This is a genomic window from Nocardia cerradoensis NBRC 101014, from assembly GCF_000308535.1.
Classification (GTDB): Bacteria; Actinomycetota; Actinomycetes; order Mycobacteriales; family Mycobacteriaceae; genus Nocardia; species Nocardia cerradoensis.
This window is the reverse complement of the sequence record NZ_BAFW01000217.1, coordinates 1-24775: the sequence shown is the minus strand read 5'-3', so window position 1 is coordinate 24775 and position 24775 is coordinate 1. Positions and strand designations below refer to the sequence as shown.

Sequence of the window (24775 nt, the reverse complement as noted above, 5' to 3'; positions counted from 1 at the left end):
GGGCGACGCAGTGCGGAGCGTTCAGGCGCCGGTCGGCGATGATCGAACCTGCCCTGGTGGGGACGGCACTGATCTGGCGGCTCGGCACTGACCGGGCGGGCCGGCTCTGTTCGCCCGGAGTCGGCGCTGTCCGGGTCCTGACTGCCGACCTGACGGGCCGGCGCTGATCGACGCGCCAGTGGCGTCGTTCGCCCCGGCCCTACCCGAGATGTCCCTCAGCCGAGGGCGTCGGCGAGGCGGTCGACCTGTTCCGGGTCTCGCCCGTAGCAGTAGAAGATCACTTCGTCGGCGCCGAGATCGGCGAATTGTTTTGTGACCGTGCGGATCTGGTCCGGTGTGGTGAGCATCCCCTCGACCATGAATTCGGCGCGACCGCTGAATTCGTAGTAGGCGGCCATGGCCGAGCGTGCCTCGTCGATCACCGCGTCCGAGCCGAGGGCGGCGTTGACCTGCGCGACGATGCGAGGTTCGCCCGGGCGATCGTATTCGCGCCAGAAGCGGTGCACGGTGTCGAACAGGCCCGGAGCCCACGACGGTGCGGCGGCGGCCAGGAATCCGCCGCCCCAGCGCGCGACGCGTTCCAAGGCGGCGGTCTGGAACCCGCCGAACAGCAACTCCGGGCCGCCGGGGGTATGCGGCCGCGGGCCGATCGCACCGCAGCTCTCGCTGTAGGGTTCACCGGACCAGAGCCTGCGCATCGCCGCGACCTGCTCGTCCAGTCGCTTTCCGCGCGTGCGCAATTCGGTGCCCGACGCTTCATGGTCGTCGGCGCGGCCGCCGACACCGAGCCCCAGGGTGAACCGGCCGCCCGAGAGCCGGTCGAGGGTGGCGGTTTGTTTCGCGAGCAGCGCGGTCTCGCGCAGCGGCGCGATGAGCACTTCGGTCTGCAATCGGATCCGTTGCGTCGCACCGGCCAGAAGAGCAAGTGTCACAAGGGGTTCCGGATTGTCGTAGACCAGTCGGTCGAGCAGTCCGAGCGTGGCGAACGGGCCCGATTCGGCCCGCTCGGCCCATTCGACGAGTGATTGCGGGTCGGCGATCGGCAGTCCGATCCCGACCTTGACGCCGTGGGCCGCACGCATCGCATCCGGCAGCCCGGAATTCCTCGGGGCGCGGTCGTGAGATGACGAGTCGGTCATGAGAATCCTCCGAATGTGGGGTCGACAAATCAGTGCCGCCCACTCCGCGCCTCATGAGGCGGGGTTCCCGCACTACGGCCATACTTCTGGAGAACCCATCTGGATTGCAGGCAGACTACCTACGTCTCAACGCGTTTCGCAACTGCGGTGCCTTCCGTGACGTCTTTCGCGACCGGCAGTGCCCTCCGGGGGTCGCGACCACACGGCGCTGCGCCGACGACCGTCCTCCGCTCGGCCGCGTCCCGCATCGTCGCGTCCCGAAACGCCTGGACCCTATCCGCGCGACCTCTGGCGCTCGACCGACACCGCGCGGTCGTCGCACACGAGACGCTCCTTCGAGCGCGGCCAGGTGACCGGCTCCTCCGCGCGGCCCGTGCCCGCGCGCCGATATGTGTCCTTCGGGCAGCGCAGACCGAACGCGCCGGTGATCCGGTGGGGGAGATGTGGCTCGTCTTCGAGCCGGTTCACCCGCGCCGGAAGGGCGCACCCTCGTGCCGTAATGTTCACGGGTGAAGCCGACGGGCGTGGTCCCGCCGCTGCGGATGCGCAGCCGGCGCGCGCGACGCGGCCGGACCTGCGCCGAGCTCGTGGCACACCCGTAGGCCCCGCCGTACTCGGAGAGGACTGACCCCTTGGCGAATCTGATCAATCTGGAGCAGGTCCACAAGAGCTTCGGAATCACCCCGCTGCTGGACAACGTGTCCCTCGGCGTGCAGGAGGGTGAGCGGATCGGGGTCGTCGGTCTCAACGGCGGGGGTAAGACCACACTGCTCGAAGTGCTGACCGGGCTCGAACAGCCCGACAGCGGGCGGGTGAGCCGCATCAACGGCCTGCGCATAGCGGTGGTGACCCAGCGCGGTGTGCTGCCGGAAGGGGCCACGGTCGGGGAGGTGGTGCTGGCCGGACTCGCCGAAGACGCGCGCACCGACGGAGTCGCCGAACACGAGTGGGCCGCCAACCCGCGCATCCGCAGCGTGCTCGACGGTATCGGCATCGCGGATCTGGGGATGGACGCCTCGGTCGCGAATCTGTCCGGGGGCGAGCGCCGCCGCGTCGCGCTGGCCGCCGCGCTGGTGCGTGAACTGGATCTGCTGGTGCTCGACGAGCCCACCAACCACCTCGACGTCGAGGGCGTGCAGTGGCTGGCCGAACATCTGCTCGCGCGCCGCAGCGCGCTCGTGGTGGTCACCCACGACCGCTGGTTCCTCGACACCATCGCCACCCGCACGTGGGAAGTGGTGGGCGGCAAGGTCGAAAGCTACGAGGGCGGCTACAACGACTGGATCTTCGCCCGTGCCGAACGGGCCCGCCAGGCCGATGCCACCGAGGCGCGCCGGCGCAATCTGGCCCGCAAGGAATTGGCCTGGCTGCGTCGCGGTCCGCAGGCCCGCACCTCGAAACCCCGTTACCGGGTCGAGGCCGCCGAGGCGCTGATCGCCGATGTGCCGCCGCCGCGCGACACCGTGCAGCTGGCCTCCTTCGCGCGAAAACGCCTGGGCCGCGTCGTGATCGAACTCGAGGACGCCACGCTCACCACTCCCGACGGCCGCGAACTGGTGCGCGATCTGACCTGGCGGTTGGCGCCGGGGGAGCGAGTCGGCCTGGTGGGCGTGAACGGGTCGGGCAAGACCACCCTGTTGCGCGCTCTCGCCGGTGACGCGGAACCGGCCGCCGGTAAACGGATTCAGGGCCAGACCGTCCGGATCGGCTGGCTGCGGCAGGAACTCGACGATCTGCCCACCGATATGCGGGTGCTGGAAGCGGTGGCCGACGTCGCCGAGCGAACCATGCTGGGAGACAAGGAGATCAGCGCCGGACAGCTCGCCGAGCGGCTGGGGTTCACACCGGCCAAACAGCGCACTCCGGTCGGTGACCTGTCCGGCGGCGAGCGCCGCCGTCTGCAGCTGACCCGCATCCTGATGGGTGAGCCGAACGTGCTGCTGCTCGACGAGCCCACCAACGATCTCGATATCGACACCCTGCAGCAACTCGAGGATCTGCTCGACGGCTGGCCCGGCACTCTGGTCGTGATCTCCCACGACCGGTACCTGATCGAGCGCATCAGCGATTCCACCTGGGCCCTGTTCGGCGACGGCAAGCTCACCAACCTGCCCGGCGGCATCGAGGAATACCTGCGCCGCCGCGCGGCACTCGCCGACACCGCGCGCCGCCCGTCCGCTCAGACCGAAACCACTGCTCCCGCAACCGATTCCGCGGCCTATCGCGCCGCGCGCAAGGAGTTCGGCCGATTGGAGCGGACCCTGGAGAAACTCACCGATCGGGAGGAACGCCTGCACACCGCGCTGGCCGAAGCCGCCACCGACCCGGAGAAGCTGGTGAGCCTCGGCGCGGAGCTGAAGCAGGTGCAGGCCGAGAAGGAGTCGACCGAGATGCGCTGGCTCGAACTCGCCGAAGAGGTCGGCTGAGGGTAGGTGCCGGGGCCCGCTCTCAGAGGGCGTGGCCCAGCGGCGGCACCGGCAGGCACGCGCACGTGAAATCCGTGCCGAACGAGGTGAGCGCGATGCTGCGGTAGGCGACCTTGGTGCCGAATCCGCGCTTGAGCAACCGCCGCACCTCCGGCTGTGATTCCAGCAGCTGGTAGCGGACCGGATTGTCCAACTGATCGCCCTCGACGGTGATGAGTCCGAGCCGGCGCAGATTCGTCAGGTAGGTGATCGCGCGGTCGGCGAAACGCAGCGCCGCGGTCTCGCCGATCAGCGACATGCCGACCTCGATGCGCTGGGTGCCCGAACTCAGCGGCCGCCCGGTGCGAATGTCGAGCGCCGGCTGCGGCCCGTCGAGATAGAGGAAGCGCAGGATCCGGGCTTCATCGGGAGCCAGTTCGGCGAGGATGCGCGCGAAGGCCGGATGGTCACTGTCCTCGCAGTGCACATCGGCCGAGCGGCGCAGCAGTTCGGCGCCGCGATCGCGCAGGCTCGGCGCCGTCGGGGCGGGGGCGCCGCCGGGGGTGGCATCGATGCCGAGTGCGCGCCGCAGCGAGTCGCGAACCTGCTCACCGGCCTCGGAGAGCACATGCCGCGGCGGCTGCCCGGACATACTGCCGCGCACCACCGTGGCCGTCACGCCGACCGCGGTGCCCAGGCTCCATGCCGCGGCCTCGGTGACGGCGGACAGCGCCACCCGCACCACACCGGTCGTGGTGCGCACGGGACCGGCCCAGCCCGGGCGGGCATCCTCGGGCAGCATCAATTCGGCCGACCGGCGTGCGACGAGGTCGGTGGAGCGGGCGTCCGGTTCCGGGAAGACCGTCTCGATCTCGGTCGCGCCGGTACCGGCCGCCGCGTCGCCGGATTCGGCGACCACCTCGGCGTATTCGATCGAAAACTCGGCGCCGTCACCGTTTTCCGGTGCGGATCCGCTCACAGCCATACGTTCGCTACTTCCGTTCCGAAGATCAGAAGATGAGCGTAACCGGCGATGAGCCCCAGCACACCGCCATGGACGAACAAAAGCCACTCGTCCTGTTTGATCGCCGCCCGCAACATGTCGACGAAGTCCGGCGGCTTCAGCGCCGCCATCTGCGTGGCGATGTACCGGCTGACCTGCCGGCTCTGCTGGGCGTTGAATCCCGGATCGGCGAAGGCGGCCGGCGCCAGCGATTTGGCCTCGTCGGTGAAGCGGGTCTGCAGGGTCGCGTAGTCCCGGCTGCCGATCATGAACTTCAGCGCCCCGCGCATCGGCCCGAGCGCGCGGTCGGTGGCCGGACGCAGGGTGTCCTCGAGCACCTGCATGGTGCGGTCCGAGCGTGGCCCGTTCAGGAGTTCGTCACCGACATTGGCGATCGTGATGATCTGGGTGGCCACCAATTCGGCGTAGCCCTCGGTGATTTCGGGCTGCCGCTTGATCAGCAATCCCTGCCGCCACGGGCACCACCACTTCGGGTAGGCGGGTTCGAAGATCATGTTGAGGCCGATCCAGTTGACCACCCAGCCGATGATCACACCGCCGACCGGCAGCACCACCAGCGGCGACCAATGTGTCAGATGCAGCACCGCGACCAGTACCAGACCCATCGGCGCGCCGAAATAGAAGCCGAAGTTCTGCATGAACCGCAACTCCTTGGCGCCCAGCACCTGAAATACGGTGTTGAGCAACTGCGGGCGCGATTGGAAATACCGGATCACCATCTGTTTGACATCGAGCAGTTGTTCGATGTTCGACCCGAGTTCGTCGGTCAGTTCCTTGAGGATCTCGGGGAGTTGTTCCCGGACCCGCTCGTGCACCAACTCCCGGACCTGCGCGGGCAGGTTGTACCAGAGCTGCGGATGTTCACGGCGGGCAATCTCCTCCACGATGTCGCGGATCTGCGACTGCGCCATATCGGTCAGATGCGCGGCCAGTTCATCGGGCTCGAGTTCCCGATAGAAGTCGGCGACGCTACCGAGTTTCGAGAGCCCTTTGTCGACCGCGATCGAGGCCATCTTGTCCGCGCGCGACGGCACGATTCCCTGCCAGCCCATGCGCCCGTCGTACTGCAGCAACGGCAGCACCTGAATGCGCTTGGGAAGATAGGGGAACAACCATTTCAGACCCGGTACCCGAAACCCGTGAAAGCGTAGCGGCTTGAACAGCATCAGGATGCCGGTCCAGTTGGTGATATAGCCGATGACACCCGTGAAGAGGGGGATCGTGATCAGTTCCAGCAAAATCGTCGGGTGAAAACCCAGCAAACTATCCAGCACGACACCCTCCTGCCGACCCCTTACCGGTGACCGCCGTCACACCGGCACTACAACGTACCCCGTCGGCCAGGCGAACCTTACTGTGAATTCAGGAAACGGGTCCAATTGGCGACTGTAGCGACGCGGCCGGAGGCGGCAGCCTGCGTAACCACGGAGGCCGCCGTGGAAGTCGCTATCCAATTCGGGGCGGAAAGCTGGTACGCGGTAGCGTATGGCGGAGACTTCGATCACATCGCGTGATCGGAATGTCGCACCGGACAGCGGCAGCCGCAAGAATGACCGGAACCACATTCATGCCGCTATCGCTGGGCGGGTGTCGGCGCTCATGGCCGAGAGCCGCCGAACATGGCCGGTGGCCTTCAGGGTGCGGTAAGAATATGTGAGCGGACTCGTTCACCTGGCGATATTCGGAGAATGACGTGACAGACGACAGGACCGGACAGGATGTGGTCCGACCCGGTTCCCGCGCTGTGGAACGCAGCTCGGACGTGGAGAAGCGGCAGATCAGCAACGAAGCCCGCATGATCCGCGGCGTCTTCCGGGCAGCCGGCCTGGCTGCCGGGACCGCGGTCCGCGGCGGCCAGTGGGCCGTCGGCACCGGCCTCGAGGTCACCAAGCAGATCGCCCAGGCCGCGCTGGACGGCGAATCCTCCACCGAGATCGCCGAACGCACCGGAGCCGCACTGCAGTCCGTCGCCCGCAGCGTCCTCGGCGTCACCGAGGGCTCGGTGCGCGAGATCGTCAGCTACGTCCCCACCAACGGCCAGACACCCGGGCCGTCGACCGGCGGGCTGGTCCGCTCGTCGACCCTGGTCGATCTGCGCCGCCGCGGCGACAATCTGCTCGCGCGCTCGGCCGATGTGTACTTCACCGAGGAAGTGCATCCGGCCTACGACCGCATCCTCGATCAGCTGTCCTCGGACGAGGCGCGGATTCTGCGGTTCATGGCCATCAACGGGCCGCAGCCCTCGGTCGACGTGCGCACCAACCGGCCGCTGGGGATCGGTTCCGAGCTGGTCGCCGGAGATCTGACCTCGGTCCCGGAGCAGGCCGGCGTGCGGTATCCGGACCGGTCACGGCTGTACTTGATCAATCTGAACCGGCTCGGTCTGCTGACCACTTCCGACGATCCGGTGGTGCTGAGCCGTTATATGGTGCTCGAGGTGCAGCCGATCGTGGAATCGGCGCTCAAGCAGGCCGGCCGGGTGCCCAAGATCGTGCGAAAGAGCCTGCGCCTCACCGAATTCGGCGAGGACTTCTGCAAGACCTGCTTCACCATCAACGGGTCCTGATCCGCAGGCCGCCGGTCAACGCTGTGTAGCGATACGATACCTATTTTCCGATCTGCGCAGATTCGCCGGATCCGGTGGGATTGTTGAGGTATGGATTCCGATGCCGTCTCCGCGATCAGCCGGCTGAAGTTCCGGTACCTGAGAGCGCTCGACACCAAATCGTGGGAAGACTTCGCCGACACGATGATCCCGGAGGCGACGGCGACCTACAGCGAGTACCTGCAGTTCGAGTCGCGTGATGCGTTCCTGGCGTTCATGCGCAATACTCTCGGGCCCCACGTCATCACCGAACATCGGTGCGACCATCCCGAGATCGATATCGACGGCGATGCGGCGACCGGCACCTGGTACCTGGCCGACACCGTCCTCATCCCCGGTCACAACATGCTGCTGCGCGGGGCGGCGTTCTACAACGACCGGTATGTGCGCTGCGACGACGGGCATTGGCGCATCGCCCACACCGGGTACGAGCGGACCTACGAGGTGGTGCTGTCACTGTCGGACCTGCCGAGTCTGCGCCTGACCGCCAGCCGGTGGGGCGTCATCACCGGGGAGCCGGGTTCGGTGCCCGATATCCCGGCCGTGGTGTCGAATATCGAGGACACCCCGGGCGGACGGGTCGAGGAAGAACCGGACGAGGCGATCGGCTGACATGCCCCGGGGCCGGGTAACGAGACCCGTCAGTCCGCGGTCGCGACGAGCGGTTCCAGCGTCAGTTCGGGCATTTCCTTCTCGATGTACTGCAGCCGCCACTTGTCGCTGAACAGGGCCAGGATGACGCCGTCGCTGCGGGTGAAGACCTCGACCCCGCGCTGGCGGTCCAGCTCCGGCGACGAGGCCGCATCGGTGCGCCGGGCCAGCTGATAGGGCAGGAAGTCCAGCTGCGTTTCGACGTTGAATTCGGCCTGCATGCGGGCGGTGACCACCTCGAACTGCATCGGGCCGACCGCGGCGAGGACGGGGGAGGCGTCGCCGCGCAGGTCGTTGCGCAGCACCTGCACCACGCCCTCGGAGTCGAGTTGATCGATGGCCTTGCGGAACTGCTTGTACTTGCCCGCGCTGCGCGCCCGCAGGGTGGCGAAGTGTTCCGGCGCGAAGGACGGAATCGGCGGGAACTCCACCTTCTTGTCCACGAACAGGGTGTGGCCGGGAGCGAGCGCGGTCGCGTTGACCAGACCGACCACATCGCCCGGATAGGCGGTGTCGACGGTCGCGCGCTCGCGGCCGAAGACGGTGAGCGCGTATTTGGTCGCGAACGGCCGCCCGGTCTGAGCGTGCGTGACGACCATGCCTCGCTCGAATTCCCCGGAGACGATGCGCATGAACGCCAGCCGGTCGCGATGCGCGGCGTCCATACCCGCCTGCACCTTGAACACGACCGCGCTGAACGGGTCGGCCGGCTCCCGTGGAGCGCCGTCGACGTCGGCGCGGGGTCCGGGCGGCGGTGCCAGCGCCACCAGCGTGTCGAGCAGTTGCCGCACGCCGAAGTTCAGCATCGCCGAGGCGTAGATGACCGGCGAGGTCTGCCCGGCGAGGAACAGTTCCTGATCGTGGTCCTGGCCGGTGGCCGAAAGCAGTTCGCTCTCCTCGGCCGCGGTCTCCCACGGCTCGCCTTCGCGGGCGGCGGCCTGGTCGGGCGTGTACGACTCCTCCGGCGCGATGGTCGCGCCACCCGCGGTCCGGGTGAAGTGGATGTATTCGGTGGCTGCGCCCTCGGGACCGCGGCGCAGCAGCCCACGGAAATCGCCCGCGATGCCGACCGGCAGGAACAGCGGCGTGGGGGTCAGGCCGATCCGCTCGCTGATCTCGTCGAGCAGTTCCAGCGGCGCCCGTCCGGGACGGTCCCATTTGTTGATCACGGTGATCACCGGGATGCCGCGGTGGCGGCAGACCTGGAACAGTTTGAGCGTCTGCGGCTCCAGGCCCTTGGCGGCGTCGATGAGCATGACCGCGGCGTCGACGGCCGTCAGCACCCGGTAGGTGTCCTCGGAGAAATCGGAGTGGCCGGGCGTGTCGACGAGATTGATCACGCACTCGCCGTATTCGAACTGCAGTGCCGTCGAGCTGACGGAAATACCGCGCGCCTTCTCCATTTCCATCCAGTCGGAAACGGTGGATTTCCGGCCGGATTTCCCGTGAATGGCGCCGGCCTCGGAAATCATCTTCGCGTGCAGGGCCAGGGCCTCGGTCAGCGTCGATTTACCCGCGTCCGGATGCGAGATCACCGCGAAGGTGCGCCGCCGTTCCGCCTCCTGCGCCACCCGCCCGGATGTGGTCGTGCTGGCTGAGGGGGAATTCACCGATCGGCTCCTCTTCGCGGGACAGGACAAAGCATCAGAATACGTGAGTGAGCGGCTTCGGCTCGCACCGGGGACAGCGGCGGTCCAGGGAAACTGCCGGTCAGGGCGGGTGCGCAGACCGGCTCGGGGTCTCGGTCAGTCGGACAGGTGCTGGGCGACCGTGCCCAGGACGAGCCGGTCCAGGTCGATGCCCGGCGCGATCAGCTCGACACTCCGGTTCGCCACCAGGGCGGCGATGCCGTGCAGATTCGTCCACAGGCCGAAGGCGCGTTCTTCCGCGCGGTCGCGCACACAGCCGGCGACCAGATCCGCCCACGCCTGGTAGATCGGAATCGTCGTGCGGCGCAGGTTCTCTCCCGAGCCTTGCAGCAGATCGTGGCGGAACATGAGGGTGAACATCTCCGGCCGCCGTGCCGCGAAGTCGATGTATTCACCGGCCATCCGGTCGATTCGCACCCGCGGGATCTCGCTCTCGTGGGCTGCGAAACGCTCACTCAGATCGGCGAATCCGTGCACCGCGACGGCGGCCAGCAGTGCGTTGTGGGTCGGGAAGTACCGCCGCGGCGCCCCGTGCGACACCCCCGCCTCCCGGGCGATGGCCCGCAGTCCGAGCTGCGCGGCCCCGACCTCTTCCAGCAACCCCACACCCGCGCTCACCAGCCGTTCCCGCACCGGTTCGTCGACACCCATGCCGCATATTGTCGCGTGCGATCCCGCGTCCTTTCGCCGGCGGTGCCGGTCGCAGGGCAGGTGGGCAGTGTGGACCGTGCGTTCGAGGCGCGGGTCCGGCCGGCCGCGCGCCAGTCGAGTGAACCCGCCGAGCCTGCGGCTGAACCGGCTCGCGAACGAGAGGGGCGATGACGGCTGCCGGGCCCGACCGACGCGCTGGGCCGAACCGAGCCGGTGATCGCCTTCACCGAGCGGCGGTGGAGTGACGGGATGGACATTGTGTGCGTAGACATTGTCTACTACTCTCGCGTAGACAGTGTCTACGATCCGGCCGTGGAGGATGTGTATGTGGTATCGGCTTTTGAAGTTCGTCCTGATCGGTCCGGTCCTGCGGATCCTGGGGCGGCCGAAAGTCGAAGGGCTGCATCACGTTCCGAAGAACGGTCCGGTGATCATCGCGGCGAATCACCTGGCGGCGATCGACTCCCTCTATCTGGCGCTCGTGCTGCCGAGGCGGATCACCTTCCTCGCCAAGAGTCAGTATTTCGACGAGCCGGGGTGGCGCGGGCGGATCAATCGCTGGGTGATGACGGCGACCGGGCAGGTGCGCGTCGATCGCTCCGGTGGTTCCGCATCGGCGGATGCGCTCGCCGCGGCGGTCGGGATTCTGGAGTCGGGCGGGGTGTGGGGCATTCACCCGGAAGGGACCCGTTCGCCGGACGGCCGGGTCTATCGCGGCCGCACCGGGGTGATCCGGGTGGCGATGCGGACCGGCGCACCGGTCGTGCCCGTGGCGCTCAGCGGGACCGACCGGGTGAATCGGCGCGGGCGGCGGCTGCTGCGGTTCGGCAAGGTTCGCATCGTCTTCGGTGCGCCTCGCACCTTCCTGCCGGTCGATCGGGACGCGGTCCGCACCGCGACCGACGACCTCATGGCGGAGTTGGCGATGCGTTCGGGCCGCCGCTACGTGGATTGCTACGCGGCGCACTTCCGGACCGAATCCGCCTGAACCGGCCCGGGGCCCAGCGCGTAGGCGTTTGCCCGTCCGGCGCGTATTACCGCATCGGGGTGCTGGGCGAAAGCGTTTTCCGCTACATGCTATTGTTCTCAGGTTGTCTCGGCGAGGGTGTCGCACCCAGTGCACACCGTGATCGACGCGGCTCGGCTTCCGGCCGTTGTCGTGCGGTCATCGCCCGACGAGCAGACCCTTTCGCCAGGGCCGTCCGAATCAGGACAGTACCTGGCCAGCACACCGTCCGCCCCGGAAAGCCGTAGGAGAGTATTCCAGTCATGTCCGACGTCAGCGTTCTCGCAGCTCAGACCCGCACCGAATTCGGCAAGGGCGCCGCGCGCCGCACCCGTCGCGACGGCAACGTTCCCGCCGTCCTGTACGGCCACGGCGAGGCGCCGAAGCACCTGGCCGTCAACGCCCAGGCCTTCGCCGCGATCCTGCGTGAGCACGGCACCAACGCCGTCCTGAACCTGGAGATCGACGGCAAGAAGCAGCTGGCCATGACCAAGTCCGTGGTCGTGCACCCGATCCGCCGCTACATCGAGCACGCCGACCTGCTGATCGTCAAGCGTGGCGAGAAGGTCGTCGTCGACGTGCCGGTCGCGCTGGCCGGCGACGCGGGCCCGGGCACCCTGGTCACCCAGGAGGCCACCACCGTGTCGATCGAGGTCGACGCGCTGAACGTGCCCGAGTCCATCGAGGTCTCGATCGAGGGCGCCGAGGCCGGCACCCAGATCACCGCCGGTCAGGTCGAGCTGCCGAAGGGCGCCGCCCTGTCCGGTGACCCGGAGGCGCTGATCGTCAACATCATCGTCGCTCCGGCCGCCGAGGCCGTCGAGGGCGAGGGTGAAGGCGAGGCCGAGGGCGAGGCCGAGAGCGCCGAATAATTCGGTCGTTCAACGGATTTCGATGACGGAATCTACTGCCCCCGCGCTCGTGGTGGGGCTGGGTAATCCCGGGCCCGAATACGAGCGCACCAGGCACAATGCCGGTTTCCTGGTCGCCGATGTGCTCGCCGAGCGCATCGGCGGCCGGTTCACCGTGCACAAGAAATCGGGCGCCGACCTGGTCGAGGCCCGGCTCGACGGGCGCAAGGTGCTGCTGGCCAAGCCGCGTACCTATATGAATCTGTCCGGCCGCCCGGTCGCGGCGCTGGCCCGGTTCTTCTCGGTGCCGCCCACCGAGGTCATCGTCGTCCACGACGAACTGGATCTGCCGTTCGGCAGCATCCGGCTCAAACGCGGCGGCGGCGAAGGTGGTCACAACGGGCTGCGTTCGATCTCGAATGCCCTGTCCACCAAGGACTATCTGCGGGTGCGGTTCGGTGTGGGCCGCCCGCCCGGCCGGCAGGATCCGGCCGATTTCGTGCTCAAACCGTTCTCCGCGCCCGAACGCAAAGAGGTTCCGGTGCTGGTCGAACAGACCGCCGACGCGGTGGAGTTGCTGCTGCGCGTGGGACTGGAAACCGCCCAGAACCAACTGCACTGAGCGATCCTCTGCGAAGATCGGTGGCCGTGCAGGACTACACGACGATTTTCGATCGGTATCGGGGCACGTTGCTGGGCGGGGCGGTCGGTGATGCGCTGGGCTGGCCGATCGAATTCCTGAAACTGGACCAGATCCGCGACCGGTTCGGGCCCGACGGGCTCACCGGATTCGCCCCGGCGGCAGACGAATCCGCGCCCAGGCAGATCACCGACGACACCCAGATGACGCTGTTCACCGCCGAGGGACTGTTGCGGTGTGCGCCGGGGGCGGACCCGGCGCCGGCTCTGCGCCGCGCCTATCTGCGCTGGCTGCGGACGCAACGCGAACACGCGCCCGACCCGCGTCCCGACGGCTGGCTGGCGGGTCTGCCCTATCTGTACGCGGTGCGCGCCCCGGGCAACGCGTGTATGCGCGGGCTGAACCGGCAGGCGCAGAGCTATCGCGAACCACATCCCGTCGGCGTGCCGGGTCCGGTGAACGAGGACTCCAAGGGATGCGGCACGGTCATGCGGTCGGCGCCGTTCGGATTGGCCGCCCTCGGCCCCGAGGCCGCCTTCCAGGCATCGGCGCGGTGTGCCCAGCTCACCCACGGCCATCCCACCGGATATCTGGCCGCCGGGGCGTTCGCCGCTCTGATCGACCGGCTCGTGAACGGCGCCGATCTGCGAACCGCGGTGCAGGACACCACGAGGCAGGTCGAGGCGGTGGCCGGTGGCGCGGAAACCGCTGCCGCCCTGCGCAAGGCAGTGGCCACCGCCGACGCGGGCGCCGGAACCTCGGAGGGCGTCGAGCAGGTGGGTGCGGGCTGGGTGGCCGAGGAATGTCTGGCCGTCGGGGTCTACTGCGCGCTCGATGCCGAGCGGACCGGGGATGTGCGCCGCGCATTCCTGTTGTCGGTCAACCACTCCGGTGATTCCGATTCCACCGGTGCGGTGGCCGGCAACATCCTCGGCGCCCGCCACGGCCTCGACGCGCTGCCGCTGGATTGGTGCGGTGCGGTCGAGGGCCGCGACGATCTGGCCCGCGTCGCCGACGATCTGGTCGCCGCGTTCGTGTACCGGGACCGGCACCCCCTCGGCGACCGCTATCCGGTGGACGCGCCGGAGGATCCGGTACCGCGATAACTCTCGTCCCGATCAGTTCAGATGCGCCGCGGTGGCGGAGCGGCGCAACTTGCCGGAGGACGTCTTCGGCAGCGCGCCCGGGCCGAGAACGGTGACGCTGCGCGGGCGGGCGCCGACCGCGGTGAAGACCTCGTGCACGACCTCGTGCTCGATCCGGCGCACCGTCTCGGGATCCTGAAAGTCGTTGCTCTCCACCACGACCGCGAAACTCTCGCGCTTCTGCCCGGCGTCCAGGCGCACCGCGACCGCGTTACCCGGCCGCACCCCGGCGACGCGCAGCGCGGCGCGTTCGATATCGGTCGGGAAGATGTTGCGCCCGCCCATGATGATCACGTCCTTGATCCGGCCGCAGACCACCACGGATCCGTCCTCGGTCACGTAGCCGATATCGCCGGTGTCGAGCCAGCCCTCGGCGTCGCGAGCGGGCCGGAAGCCCTCGACGGTGACATATCCCGCGGTGACCGCGGGCCCTCGCACCTCGAGCACGCCCACCGTCCGGGTCGGCAACGGCCGGTGTTCGTCGTCGACCACCCGGATCTCGAGATTGTCCACCGGGCGGCCCAGCAGCGGCAGGCGGCGCAGATTGCCGTGGTGGGCTGTCGGATCCGTCGCCGGAACCGCCTTGCCGAGCGCCTCGAGCAGATCCGCGTCGACGATGTCGACGACCTGCCCGACGCCCGGATCCGGAATCGACACCGCCAGCGTCGTTTCGGCCATGCCGTACACCGGAGTGAGCGCGGACGCGCTGAGCCCGAAACGCTTCCCGGCCGCCGCGAGGGCGTCCATGGTGTCGGGATCGACCGGTTCGGCGCCGTTCCACATGTACCGCACACTGCTCAGATCCACGGCGCCGTCCTCGGCGCGGGCCAAGCGGCGGGTCAGCAGCGAATAGGCGAAATTGGGTGCGGCCGTGACCGTTCCGCGGTATTTCGAGATCAGTTCGGCCCACAGGATCGGCCGTTTCAAGAAGTCCATCGGCGTCACACAGACCACCTCGGCGCCCAATTGCATCGGCACGCTGAGGAATCCGACCATGCCCATATCGTGGAACAACGGCAGCCAGCTGACCATCACGTCCTGGTCGAGCTGGAACTTCACCCGATCGAACATGGCGTACGCGTTGACGTAGAAGTTCTCGTGGGTGATCCGCACGGCCTTCGGTGATCCGGTGGAACCGGAGGTCAGCTGCTGGAGCGCGATATCGGATTCCTCGGTCGGCAGCGGATCGGTGTCGGGTCCGGTGGCCAGCTCGTCGGTCAGGACCACGGTGATGCCGCGTTCGGCCAGCAGCGGCGCCGCCACCTCGAACGGCGCGCCCAGCACCACCGCGCGGGCCTCGATCATCCGCAGCACGGTCTCGGTGTCGCGGGCCCACAGTTGCAGATCCGTGCGCGGCGTCGGCTGATGAAGCATGGTGATCGACGCCCCGCGCATCCAGATCGCCTGGCAGGCCGGCGCGATATCGGCGGGCATACCGGCCAGCACACCGACAGCGTCGCCGTGCACGATCCCCGCCGCCGCGAGCCCGCCGGCCATTCGCCGTGCGAGGCGGTGGATCTCATCCCAGCCCCGGCGTAGCGGCGTCTCCGGCTCCCCGGTGATCAGCCCCCGGCGGGATCGTTGTGCGGTCGCGAACATTTCCTCGGTGAACCGGCTCACCCTCGAACTCCCGTCTCCACCCGACCGGCGGTCGGCACATCTGCACTATCTCGGTGCGCGGGCGCGGCGTTAGCCGGCGCCGGAGCGTGATCGTTTCAGCGTCGCACTACGAATGACACGATGAAAATCGGAACTCGGTTCGGCCGCCTCAGCCCGCGAGGCGGTCGACGGCCTCGAGGAAGCGATCGAGCTCCTCGAGGGTGACGAAGCAGTGCGGCGAGGCTCGCACCACGGATTCGAGCCGCCGCGCCGACATGTCGAGCAACGTGGAGCTACGGTAGCTGACCGTCACCGTGATGTCGGCGGCACGCAGGGTCTCGCGCACCTCGCCCGGATCGACGCCGTCGACGGTGAACGAGACGATGCCGGAATGTTCGGTTCCCAGGTCCCGCACCGTGATTCCCCGGATCGACGGCAGATTCTCGCGCAGATGCCGCGCCTTGGCCGCGACATCGGCGTAGACGTTCTCCGGTCCCAGATCCAGCAGGTAGTTCACCGCCGCGCCGAGGGCGAGTCGGGCCGCCACGTCGCATTCCCAGAATTCGAAGCGGCTCGCATCGGGGGCCACGCGATAGTCCTGCGGCCCGGTCCACGCGGCGCTGTGCAGATCGAGACGACTCGGTTCGAGTTCGCGGCAGACCTCCGGGCGGACGTAGAGGAAGCCGGTGCCGCGCGGGCCGCGCAACCATTTCCGGCCGGTGGCCGACATCGCGTCGACGCCCAGCTCCGCGACATCGATGCCGATCTGACCGGCCGATTGGCAGGCGTCCAGCAGGACCAGCGCACCGACGCGATGGGCGATGCGGGTGGCCTCGGCGACCGGGTTGACCAGCCCGCCGTTGGTGGGAGCGTGCAGCAGCGAGACGATCTTCACGCGGTCGTCGAGCATGCTGTCGAGGGCCACCAGGTCGATCTGCCCGGTGTCGTCGCTGGGAATGGCCTCGACGGTCGCGCCCGCCGCCCGCGCCCGCTGCAGGGCCGCGATCACATTGCTGGCGTAGTCCGAACCCGAGACCAGAATGCGATCGCCCGGCCGCAGCGGGACGGCGTAGAAGAAATCCGACCAGGAGCGGGAGGCGCTGTCGCTCAGGGCGATCGCCGAGGCGTCGGCGTTGATCAGCGTGGCGATCGCGGTCTTGACCGCCGCCAGATCGTCGAGCCGCTCCGAGGCGGCGCGATAGCCGCCGATCTCGGCCTCGCGCCGCAGATGCGCCACCGCGGTGTCCACGACGATCCGCGGGGGTAGCGACGACCCCGCGCTGTCGAGGAAGACCGGCGGCGGTCCGGCGGTGTCGTAGGCGGGGATATCGGCGCGCAGTCGGTCGGTATCGAGCACCCTGTCGACCGTAGGCCATCGCCGGCTACCGACGCCCGACGCCGTTCCGGAAACGGTGCGAATCGGCTACGCGGACGAGCCGCCTGCTGGTGTGGCCGAAGAACGAGACAGCGGCGATCGGTTGGGGGCTGTGGGGCTGGTGGTGCGGTCGTGACCGGCATGTTCACCGTTTCGACGGATTCTGTGTCGGTGAGCGCGGCTACCCTGGTTCGAGCGGCGGAAGAACCGGGCGCGGTCTCTCGTTGCACTGCTACACGCAATACCGGCACTCGGTCGATGCGGCACTGTCGCCGATATCGGCTCAGGGTGGGCGGAACGCGGTGGGTGATCCCCCGCAAGCTCGAGCGGAGGTTGGCATGGCGGTAACGGTGGACAAGGCGCCGGCCGGGTTGAGTGCCGGTTTGTCTTCGCGCGCCGCGGCGGAGGCCTATGTGGGAGGTGTCTGTTTCAAACAGGGCCCGCCCACGTTGATCGGTGCCGAACTGGAGTGGCTCACCGCTCGCGGGGAGCTGTCGGCGCCGGATTCGCGTCCGCGCTTGTCGATGCTCGCGGATGCGCTGGGTCCTTATGCCCCACAGTCTGTTTCGCCCGATTCACCCGCCAAAGTACTTCCCGGTGGCAGCCGGATCACCCTCGAACCCGGTGGTCAGATCGAACTGTCCAGCGCCCCCTTCGCCGATGCCGCGCAACTCTGCGCCCGGCTGCTCGAGGATTCTCGCTTTCTCTCCGACTTGCTCGAAACCCGATCCATCCGAACGTATTCCGCCGCCGCCGATGCCGGCCGGCAGGCCCGCCGGGTGCTTCGCCTGCCGCGTTATCGCGCGATGGAACGGGCGTTCGCGGGCGTCGGCCCGTACGGCAAGCTGATGATGTGCAATACCGCCGCCACGCAGGTCAGCGTGGACGCGGGGGCCGATCCCGCCGAGATCGCGGCTCGCTGGAACGCGCTGTACGCGGTCGGCCCGGCCCTGGTGGCGGCCTTCGCCTGTTCCCCGCATCTGCACGGCGCTCCCACCGGCGCCTGGGCGTCGCAGCGGATGCGGACCTGGCTGCGGCTCGATCACGTCCGCACCCGGCCACCGGTGCGCAGCTGGGCCGATCCGCTCACCGACTACGGCCGCTGGGCGCTGGACACCCCGCTGCTGTGCGTGCGGCGCGGCCCCGCCGAGACGGATTGGTCGGCGCCCCCGGGTGCCACCTTCGCGGATTGGCTGTGCGGTGCGCTCGACGACGAGATCGGCCGCCGCCCGGAGGTCGAGGACCTCGACTACCACCTGACCACGGTCTTTCCGCCCGTGCGGGCGTCCGGACATCTGGAGGTCCGCTATCTGGACGCACAGCCGGGTGATCAGTGGTCCGTGCCGATCCACGTCGTCGATGCGCTGATGTCGACGCCGGCGGTGGTCGCGGAGGCGACCGCGCTGGCCGAACCGGTCGCCGACGAATGGGCCTCGGCCGCCCGCTGTGGCCTGGCCGACCCCCAGATCCGTTCCGTCGCGGTGGAACTGCTGACCCTCGCCGCCGAGCACGCCCGCAGCGACGACGCCGCCGAGCAGATCTGGGCCGCGGTGCGGCGATGTCGCAGCGGCCGCATGCCGGACGGGGAGGCCGCCCGTTGCGCACCCGCCGAGACAGCCGAATGAGTACGACCGGCGACGCGCACCGCAGGTCGGTGCGACGAGGCAGCCGGGCACGATCCCTGGGAGAGCACCGATGACCGTTCACACCGGAACCGATCACGCCGCGACCGAGCGATTACGCGCACAGATCGCGGAAGTCCTGATCCGCGCCCGCGCCCGCACGACGGTCCTGACCGAGGCGGTGGACGAGGCCGACCTGGTGGCCCAGCATTCGCCGCTGATGAGCCCGCTGGTGTGGGATCTGGCGCATATCGGCAACCAGGAGGAACTGTGGCTGGTCCGCGATGTCGGCGGGCGTGAGCCGGTACGCGCCGATATCGACCACCTCTACGACGCCTTCCGGCATGCCCGCGCCGACCGCCCGGCGCTGCCGCTGCTGGATCCCGCACAGGCACGCGGATACGTGGGCACCGTGCGGGGCAAGGTGCTGGACGTGTTGAATTCCAGCCCGTTGCGCGGAAACCGGCTGGTGGACAGTGGTTTCGCCTTCGGCATGATCGCCCAGCACGAACAGCAGCACGACGAGACCATGCTCGCCACCCATCAGCTGCGCACCGGTGCCGCGGTGCTGACCGCCGCGCCCGCACCGGCCGCGCGCGTCGCTGTCGGCGACGAAGTCGTCATTCCCGCAGGCGAATTCACCATGGGCACCTCCTCGGATCCGTGGGCGCTCGACAACGAGCGGCCCGAACATCGCGTGCACGTGCCCGGCTTCGCGATCGACGCGGCGCCGGTGACGAATGCGCAGTATCTGGCGTTCATCGAGGACGGCGGCTATCACCGGCCCGAACTGTGGTCACAGCGGGGCTGGGCCCACCGGGTGGAGGCCGATCTGACCGCGCCGCAGTTCTGGGAGCGCGACAGCGACAACCGTTGGTGGCGGCGGGTTTTCGGATCGCCGGCGCAGGTGCGCCCGCAACAGCCGGTGGTGCACGTGTGCTGGTTCGAGGCCGAGGCCTACGCCAAATGGGCGGGCAAGCGCTTGCCCACCGAGGCCGAATGGGAGAAGGCCGCGCGGTTCGATCCGGCCACCGGGTGGTCCCGTCGATATCCGTGGGGCGACGCCGAACCCGACGACACCACCGCCAATCTGGGGCAGCGCCATCTGGAACCGGCCGATGTCGGCGCATATCCGGCCGGTGCGTCGCCGGCCGGGGTGCATCAGCTGATCGGCGACGTATGGGAATGGACCGCTTCGGGTTTCGAGCCGTATCCGGGATTCGCCGCGTTCCCCTACCGCGAATATTCCGAGGTGTTCTTCGGCGGTGACTACCGCGTCCTGCGCGGCGGATCCTTCGGCACCGATCCGGTCGCCTGCCGCAGTACCTTCCGCAACTGGGACCACCCGATCCGCCGCCAGATCTTCTCCGGCTTCCGACTCGCCCGCGACCTGCGACCGGACGAGTGCTGATGTGCCGACATCTCGGCTATCTCGGACCACCGGCTCCGATCGGTGAACTGCTCACTCGCGGAACGCATTCGCTGCGCACCCAGTCGTGGGCGCCGAACGATATGCGCCACGGCGGAACCGTCAACGCCGACGGCTTCGGGGTCGCGTGGTGGACCGACGAAGGGGCCGCGAGCCGCTATCGCAATTCCGCGCCGATCTGGACCGACCCCGCGGTGGAGGAGGTGCTGCCGCAGCTGTCCTCGCCGGCGGTGCTGGCCGCGGTGCGTTCGGCCACGGTCGGCATGCCGGTGGAACGGACCGCCTGCGCCCCCTTCACCGACGGTGGATGGGCATTCAGCCACAACGGCGTGATTCAGAACTGGCGCACGGTGTTGCCCGTGGTGGCAAAGCAATTCGGATCGCCGGATCTGCTGGATGCCGAATCCGCGACCGATTCCGCCGCGCTCTGGGTGGTGCTGCGCGCCGCCTTGGACGGAATCGGCGCACTGTCGTCGTCGTTCGAAGGACGCAGCGAGTCCGATGCCCGGCTCCGGGCGGTCGCGGCCGCGGTGACGGCGACGGTTCGTGCCGTCCTGGCGCCGGCGCCGAGCGCCCGGCTGAACCTGCTGCTCGGCGACGGCGAAACACTGTGGGCGACAACCGTTCACCACTCGCTGTCGGTGCTCGTCACGGACGAGGTCGCGGTGGTTTCCTCCGAACCGTACGACGACGATCCACGCTGGCAGGCGATCACCGACCGGCAGGTGGTGACGGTGCGGCCCGGTCTTCTCGTGGTCGAGCCGCTGGACGCAGCACCATCCACCCTCTCCGCAGGACCTGATGAATCCGAAAGGGCCCGTTCATGAGCGAACCGACGCTGGACATCCACCTCACCGACGACGATCTCGACGCCGCCCTGCGGTCCGACGCGCGGACCGGACTCACCGCCGATCCGAAGACGTTGCCGCCGAAGTGGTTCTACGACGCGCGCGGTAGCGAGCTCTTCGAGGCGATCACCGAACTTCCGGAGTACTACCCGACCCGCACCGAGCGCGCGCTGCTGGAGCGGGTGGTCGGCGATATCGCGCGCACCGCCCAGGCCGAGGTGCTGGTGGAGCTCGGCGCCGGATCGGCGGCCAAGACGCGTCTGCTGCTGTCGGCCCTGCTGGCCGAAGGGCCGCTGAAAACCTATGTCCCGCAGGATGTGTCGGTATCGGCGCTGCGCGGTGCCGCCGAGCAGATCGGGACCGAGTTCCCGAATCTCGCGGTGCACGGCGTGGTCAGCGATTTCACCGAAACCCTGCACAATCTCCCGCGCGGTGGCCGCCGCATGATCGCATTCCTGGGCGGCACCATCGGCAATCTGGTCCCGCGGGAGCGTGCGGAATTCCTGGCCGGCATTCAGCAGGTCCTCGAACCGGGTGAGCAGCTGCTTCTCGGCGCCGGGCTGGTCACCGATCCGGCGGTGCTGGTGCCCGCCTACGACGATGCCGCGGGCGTGACGGCCGAATTCAATCGCAATGTCCTGCACGTGTTGAACTCTCGGTTGCATGCCGACTTCGACCCGGACGCGTTCGCGCATATCGCCCACTGGGACGCGGAGAACGAATGGATCGAGATGCGGTTGGCGGCGACCCGGGATATGACGGTCACCATCGCCGATCTCGACCTGGTCGTGGACTTCGCCGAGGGTGAGCAGATGCGCACCGAGATTTCGGCCAAGTTCCGCGTCGACGGACTCGGCCGGGAACTGGACAGCGCCGGATTCACCACCGAAGAGGTGTGGACCGATCCGGACGAGCGGTTCGTGCTGGTGCTGGCCGAACGACGCTGATCGCCCGGCACCGGTTTTCCGCGGGGGTCAGTTGCCGATGACCGCGGCCAGCCACTCGACGACGGGCCGCAGATCCTCCCAGGCGGCCCGGACTTCGGTGGCGGCGCGAGGTGTTTCCAGCCAGGGCGGTGCGCCGAAGTCCTTGTGGATCACCAGGGATTTGTGGCGCAGCAGGTCGATGCGTGGATGGTCGGCGGGAAAACCCTTGGGCCGGGTCTTCAGTTGCTCCCCGCCGATCACATAGCCGACCGCCGCCACACCGTCCAGCAGCGCCCGCAATTCGTGACCGCGCACCTCGTCGTCGATGGTGGTGCGCAGCCGCGCGAGCTGCTCGGGCGTCGGCGCGTACACCCCACCGGCCACATACAGTCCGGGCGCGCCGATCTGGACGTACCACCCCGCTCCCGGGGCGGTACGGACCACCGCGCCCTGATGGTCCTTGTAGGGCGCCTTGTTCTTGGAGAACCGCACATCGCGATACGGCCGGAAGATCTTCGCCGGTCCGAAGTCGTTCTCCAGCTCCGCGGTCAACGCCACCATCGGCGCCCGCACGGACTGCTCGTAGACGTGTTTGTTGGCGGTCCAGAAAGCCTTCGAGTTGTCGGCTTCCAGATCCTCGTAGAAGTCGAGCCCGGCGAACGGGAACCCCGCGAATCCGCTCATACCGCCAACTTAGCGACCGCCGCGGACACGTTCCGCGGCACCCGCCCCGACCGGTCGCCGTTCAGTCGCCCGGCTCGTCGACCACCTCGATGGCGGCGACTTCGGCGGGCCGCTCGTCCTCGTCACGCAACTCCTGACGATGCCGGCGACGGGTCCATTCCTGGTCGAGCTCGCTGCGAATCCCCAGGCGGCCGTCGTCGTCGTTCTCGTGATACCTGATTTCCAGGTCGTCGGGCGGATCGTCGATGTAGCGCTGATATTCGCGGATCTCGTCGGCCTGTTCATCGTCCCCGAGGTCGTAGTCCAGGTCTTCGCGCTCGTCATCGCCCATCTCGAACACCTCGTCCATCAACGGGTAAGTGTCGTCGTCGGCCATCCGTCGCCCACCTCTCTCGCAGGCCGGCACACCCTCAGCATTCGCGGTGCACCCTACAACCAACGCTACCGCTGATCACGAAAGAAGAGGAGAGAACAAAGACCAATACAAATCAGTCGCCTCGACGGATAGTCACCCGACGAGACGACTGATTTCGCAAGAACATGGGTAACTCCCCGGGCACGCCCGAAACCCAACACGCACCCAGGGCGAGACCGACTACCAACGTCACCGCCCGCCCAACGGCACGCTGAATACGCGGAGAGGCGGGGGAGCGAGGCTTTGCTACTACGCGGAGCCGTTGAACAGGCCGGTGACCGAGCCGTTCTCGAAGACCTCGCGGATCGTGCGCGCCAGCAGCGGGGCGATCGACAGCACGGTCAGCGAGGGGAACTTCTTGTCCTCGGTGATCGGCAGGGTGTTGGTGACGATGACTTCCTTGGCACCGCAGGAGGCGAGGCGCTCGGCCGCGGGGGAGGACAGCACGCCGTGAGTGGCGGCGATGACCACATCGCCGGCCCCGGCCTCGCGCAGCACGCGCACGGCCTCGGCGATGGTGCCACCGGTGTCGATCATGTCGTCGATCAGGATGCAGGTGCGGCCCGCGACGTCACCGACGGGACGATGCGATTTGACCTGGTTCGGCACCAGCGGGTCGCGGGTCTTGTGGATGAACGCCACCGGCGCGCCACCGAGCGCGTCGGCCCACTTCTCGGCCACCTTCACGCGACCGGCGTCGGGGGAGACGATGGTGACGTTCTCGGTGCTGTAGTGGTTGCGCACGTACTCCGACAGCTGGACCAGGGCGTGCATGTGGTCCACCGGACCGTCGAAGAAGCCCTGGATCTGATCGGTGTGCAGGTCGACGGTGATGATGCGGTCCGCGCCGGCGGTCTTGAGCAGATCGGCGACCAGGCGGGCGGAGATGGGCTCGCGGCCGCGGTGCTTCTTGTCCTGGCGGGCGTAGGGGTAGAACGGCAGGACCGCGGTGATCCGCTTGGCCGAACCGCGCTTGAGCGCATCGATCATGATGAGCTGTTCCATCAGCCACTGGTTCAGCGGAGCCGGAAAGCTCTGCAGCACAAAGGCATCCGAGCCGCGTACCGATTCTTCGAAGCGAACGAAGATCTCGCCGTTGGCGAACTCGCGGGCGGTTTGCGGCGTGATCGCGACGTCGAGTTCCTTCGCGACCTGCTCGGCCAGCTCGGGGTGAGCGCGCCCCGAGAACAGCATCAGGTTCTTCTGGTTATCGGTGGAGAACGCGGTCACTCTGTGTTGCCATCCTTTTGCTCGGTTGCCTGACTCGCTCTGTCATCGGCCGCGATCGCCTCCGCCGCCGCCTGCGCCGCGGCCGTCCCGGGACGATACCGCTGCACCCAGCCCTCAATGTTCTTCTGCGCCCCGCCGGACACTGCCAGCGCTCCCGGCGGAACGTTTCTACGCAGCACAGTACCCGCTGCCGAATAGGCGCCATCGCCCACGGTCACCGGCGCGACGAACATCGTGTCGCTGCCGGTGCGCACATGCGAACCGACGACGGTGTGGTGTTTCTTCACTCCGTCGTAGTTGACGAACACACTCGATGCGCCGATGTTGCTGTACTCGCCGATCGTGGCATCGCCGACGTAGGTCAGGTGCGGGACCTTCGAATGCGCGCCGATCGAGGCGTTCTTGGTCTCCACGAATGCGCCGATCTTGCCGGAGTCGCCGACGATCGTCCCCGGTCGCAGATAGGCGAACGGCCCGATCGTGGCGGCGGCGGCGATGGTGGCGCCCTCGCCGTGGGTCCGGACCACCTTCGCGCCCTCGCCGACGAGCACATCGGTCAAGGTCGAATCGGGACCCACCTCGGCATCCTCGCCGATCACGGTGTTGCCGAGCAGCTGGACCCCGGGGCGCAGCACCGCATCGCGGCCGATGCGCACACTCGCGTCCACCCAGGTGGTGGCCGGATCGATGACGGTGACTCCGGCGCGCATATGGCGCTCGAGGATGTAGCGGTTCAGGGTGCGGGCCGCCTGAGCCATCTGCACGCGGTCGTTGACGCCGGTGACCTTGGCGGCATCGACCAGGCGCGCGCCGTGCACCGGATGGCCGCCCTCGCGCGCCAGCTTCAGGACATCGGTCAGATACAGCTCGTGCTGGGCGTT

At 68.3% G+C, this 24775-nt stretch carries 21 protein-coding genes and 1 pseudogene; 11 read left to right on the top strand and 11 right to left on the bottom strand.

Translation table 11 applies throughout. The features are described from left to right. Window positions 1–215: 215 nt before the first annotated feature. Window positions 216–1139, bottom strand: coding sequence for an LLM class flavin-dependent oxidoreductase (locus ON23_RS22965; protein WP_244970009.1), 924 nt, complete (start codon window positions 1137–1139; stop codon window positions 216–218). A gap of 632 nt (window positions 1140–1771) precedes the next feature. On the opposite strand from ON23_RS22965, the gene ON23_RS22955 reads away from it, so the two are divergent. After that, complete coding sequence (locus ON23_RS22955) at window positions 1772–3565, top strand: ABC-F family ATP-binding cassette domain-containing protein (protein ID WP_039780706.1); 1794 nt, start codon at window positions 1772–1774, stop codon at window positions 3563–3565. A gap of 22 nt (window positions 3566–3587) precedes the next feature. Here the strand turns inward: ON23_RS22955 and ON23_RS22950 are convergent, their stop codons facing one another. Both ON23_RS22950 and ON23_RS22945 read right to left on the bottom strand, forming a co-directional pair. Continuing rightward, window positions 3588–4523: an Abi-alpha family protein gene (locus tag ON23_RS22950; RefSeq protein ID WP_223273702.1), complete on the bottom strand. Its 936-nt coding sequence runs from the start codon at window positions 4521–4523 to the stop codon at window positions 3588–3590. Beyond that, window positions 4520–5842, bottom strand: a complete 1323-nt coding sequence (locus ON23_RS22945; RefSeq protein ID WP_083904185.1) for a DUF445 domain-containing protein — start codon at window positions 5840–5842, stop codon at window positions 4520–4522. Before ON23_RS22945 ends, ON23_RS22950 begins: the two co-directional genes overlap by 4 nt. A gap of 419 nt (window positions 5843–6261) precedes the next feature. On the opposite strand from ON23_RS22945, the gene ON23_RS39375 reads away from it, so the two are divergent. Beyond that, entirely contained in the window at window positions 6262–7134 is an 873-nt protein-coding gene (locus ON23_RS39375) for a DUF4393 domain-containing protein (protein WP_039780705.1), read from the top strand. Between the two features lie 90 nt (window positions 7135–7224). After that, window positions 7225–7785, top strand: coding sequence for a nuclear transport factor 2 family protein (locus ON23_RS22935; protein WP_039780704.1), 561 nt, complete (start codon window positions 7225–7227; stop codon window positions 7783–7785). A gap of 29 nt (window positions 7786–7814) precedes the next feature. Here ON23_RS22935 and ON23_RS22930 read toward each other — a convergent pair whose 3' ends face one another. Then, window positions 7815–9434, bottom strand: coding sequence for a peptide chain release factor 3 (locus ON23_RS22930; RefSeq protein ID WP_086006967.1), 1620 nt, complete (start codon window positions 9432–9434; stop codon window positions 7815–7817). A 135-nt stretch (window positions 9435–9569) separates the two neighbouring features. Then, window positions 9570–10124 (bottom strand): TetR/AcrR family transcriptional regulator, encoded by a 555-nt coding sequence (locus ON23_RS22925; protein WP_039780701.1) that lies wholly within the window; start codon window positions 10122–10124, stop codon window positions 9570–9572. A 325-nt stretch (window positions 10125–10449) separates the two neighbouring features. Here ON23_RS22925 and ON23_RS22920 point away from each other — a divergent pair, with 325 nt between their 5' ends. The 4 genes from ON23_RS22920 (at window position 10450) to ON23_RS22905 (ending at window position 13727) form a co-directional block, all read left to right on the top strand. Beyond that, window positions 10450–11112: a lysophospholipid acyltransferase family protein gene (locus ON23_RS22920; protein ID WP_039780699.1), complete on the top strand. Its 663-nt coding sequence runs from the start codon at window positions 10450–10452 to the stop codon at window positions 11110–11112. A 281-nt stretch (window positions 11113–11393) separates the two neighbouring features. Then, window positions 11394–12002 carry a 50S ribosomal protein L25/general stress protein Ctc gene (locus tag ON23_RS22915; RefSeq protein WP_036505178.1) on the top strand — a complete coding sequence of 203 codons (609 nt, stop codon included), beginning with the start codon at window positions 11394–11396 and terminating at the stop codon, window positions 12000–12002. A gap of 22 nt (window positions 12003–12024) precedes the next feature. Continuing rightward, window positions 12025–12603 (top strand): aminoacyl-tRNA hydrolase, encoded by a 579-nt coding sequence (pth, locus tag ON23_RS22910; protein WP_036505176.1) that lies wholly within the window; start codon window positions 12025–12027, stop codon window positions 12601–12603. Window positions 12604–12629: 26 nt separating this feature from the next. After that, window positions 12630–13727, top strand: a complete 1098-nt coding sequence (locus tag ON23_RS22905; protein WP_039780697.1) for an ADP-ribosylglycohydrolase family protein — start codon at window positions 12630–12632, stop codon at window positions 13725–13727. Between the two features lie 12 nt (window positions 13728–13739). Here ON23_RS22905 and ON23_RS22900 read toward each other — a convergent pair whose 3' ends face one another. After that, a complete protein-coding gene (locus ON23_RS22900; protein ID WP_039780695.1) occupies window positions 13740–15386 on the bottom strand; it encodes a fatty acyl-AMP ligase in 1647 nt (548 codons plus the stop codon). 148 nt (window positions 15387–15534) lie between these two features. Beyond that, complete coding sequence (locus tag ON23_RS22895) at window positions 15535–16722, bottom strand: aminotransferase class V-fold PLP-dependent enzyme (protein ID WP_039780694.1); 1188 nt, start codon at window positions 16720–16722, stop codon at window positions 15535–15537. A 356-nt stretch (window positions 16723–17078) separates the two neighbouring features. Between ON23_RS22895 and egtA the strand changes: the two genes are divergently transcribed. The 4 genes from egtA (at window position 17079) to egtD (ending at window position 21586) form a co-directional block, all read left to right on the top strand. Next, window positions 17079–18365, top strand: a complete 1287-nt coding sequence (gene egtA, locus ON23_RS22890; protein WP_039780692.1) for an ergothioneine biosynthesis glutamate--cysteine ligase EgtA — start codon at window positions 17079–17081, stop codon at window positions 18363–18365. A gap of 70 nt (window positions 18366–18435) precedes the next feature. Further along, window positions 18436–19773, top strand: coding sequence for an ergothioneine biosynthesis protein EgtB (egtB, locus tag ON23_RS22885; RefSeq protein ID WP_039780690.1), 1338 nt, complete (start codon window positions 18436–18438; stop codon window positions 19771–19773). After that, complete coding sequence (gene egtC, locus ON23_RS22880) at window positions 19773–20618, top strand: ergothioneine biosynthesis protein EgtC (RefSeq protein WP_039780762.1); 846 nt, start codon at window positions 19773–19775, stop codon at window positions 20616–20618. Before egtB ends, egtC begins: the two co-directional genes overlap by 1 nt. Then, a complete protein-coding gene (gene egtD, locus ON23_RS22875; RefSeq protein WP_039780689.1) occupies window positions 20615–21586 on the top strand; it encodes an L-histidine N(alpha)-methyltransferase in 972 nt (323 codons plus the stop codon). Before egtC ends, egtD begins: the two co-directional genes overlap by 4 nt. 27 nt (window positions 21587–21613) lie before the next feature. On the opposite strand, the gene ON23_RS22870 is transcribed toward egtD, so the two are convergent. From ON23_RS22870 to glmU, 4 genes and pseudogenes are all read right to left on the bottom strand, one after another. Then, window positions 21614–22249: a DUF2461 domain-containing protein gene (locus tag ON23_RS22870; RefSeq protein WP_039780688.1), complete on the bottom strand. Its 636-nt coding sequence runs from the start codon at window positions 22247–22249 to the stop codon at window positions 21614–21616. Between the two features lie 61 nt (window positions 22250–22310). Further along, complete coding sequence (locus tag ON23_RS22865; RefSeq protein ID WP_051043132.1) at window positions 22311–22625, bottom strand: hypothetical protein; 315 nt, start codon at window positions 22623–22625, stop codon at window positions 22311–22313. 288 nt (window positions 22626–22913) lie between these two features. Further along, window positions 22914–23894, bottom strand: a complete 981-nt coding sequence (locus tag ON23_RS22860; protein ID WP_030515237.1) for a ribose-phosphate diphosphokinase — start codon at window positions 23892–23894, stop codon at window positions 22914–22916. Further along, a pseudogene (glmU, locus tag ON23_RS22855) lies at window positions 23891–24775 on the bottom strand (bifunctional UDP-N-acetylglucosamine diphosphorylase/glucosamine-1-phosphate N-acetyltransferase GlmU); the annotation flags it as partial. The gene ON23_RS22860 and the pseudogene glmU, both read right to left, overlap by 4 nt.

Coding starts and splice junctions, on each gene's coding strand:
- ON23_RS22865 (WP_051043132.1), bottom strand. CDS start 22,625: ATGGCCGACGACGACACTTACCCGTTGATGGACGAGGTGTTCGAGATG.
- ON23_RS22965 (WP_244970009.1), bottom strand. CDS start 1,139: ATGACCGACTCGTCATCTCACGACCGCGCCCCGAGGAATTCCGGGCTG.
- egtA (WP_039780692.1), top strand. CDS start 17,079: ATGGCGGTAACGGTGGACAAGGCGCCGGCCGGGTTGAGTGCCGGTTTG.
- ON23_RS22870 (WP_039780688.1), bottom strand. CDS start 22,249: ATGAGCGGATTCGCGGGGTTCCCGTTCGCCGGGCTCGACTTCTACGAG.
- egtB (WP_039780690.1), top strand. CDS start 18,436: ATGACCGTTCACACCGGAACCGATCACGCCGCGACCGAGCGATTACGC.
- ON23_RS22925 (WP_039780701.1), bottom strand. CDS start 10,124: ATGGGTGTCGACGAACCGGTGCGGGAACGGCTGGTGAGCGCGGGTGTG.
- ON23_RS22915 (WP_036505178.1), top strand. CDS start 11,394: ATGTCCGACGTCAGCGTTCTCGCAGCTCAGACCCGCACCGAATTCGGC.
- egtC (WP_039780762.1), top strand. CDS start 19,773: ATGTGCCGACATCTCGGCTATCTCGGACCACCGGCTCCGATCGGTGAA.
- ON23_RS22935 (WP_039780704.1), top strand. CDS start 7,225: ATGGATTCCGATGCCGTCTCCGCGATCAGCCGGCTGAAGTTCCGGTAC.
- ON23_RS22920 (WP_039780699.1), top strand. CDS start 10,450: ATGTGGTATCGGCTTTTGAAGTTCGTCCTGATCGGTCCGGTCCTGCGG.
- egtD (WP_039780689.1), top strand. CDS start 20,615: ATGAGCGAACCGACGCTGGACATCCACCTCACCGACGACGATCTCGAC.
- pth (WP_036505176.1), top strand. CDS start 12,025: ATGACGGAATCTACTGCCCCCGCGCTCGTGGTGGGGCTGGGTAATCCC.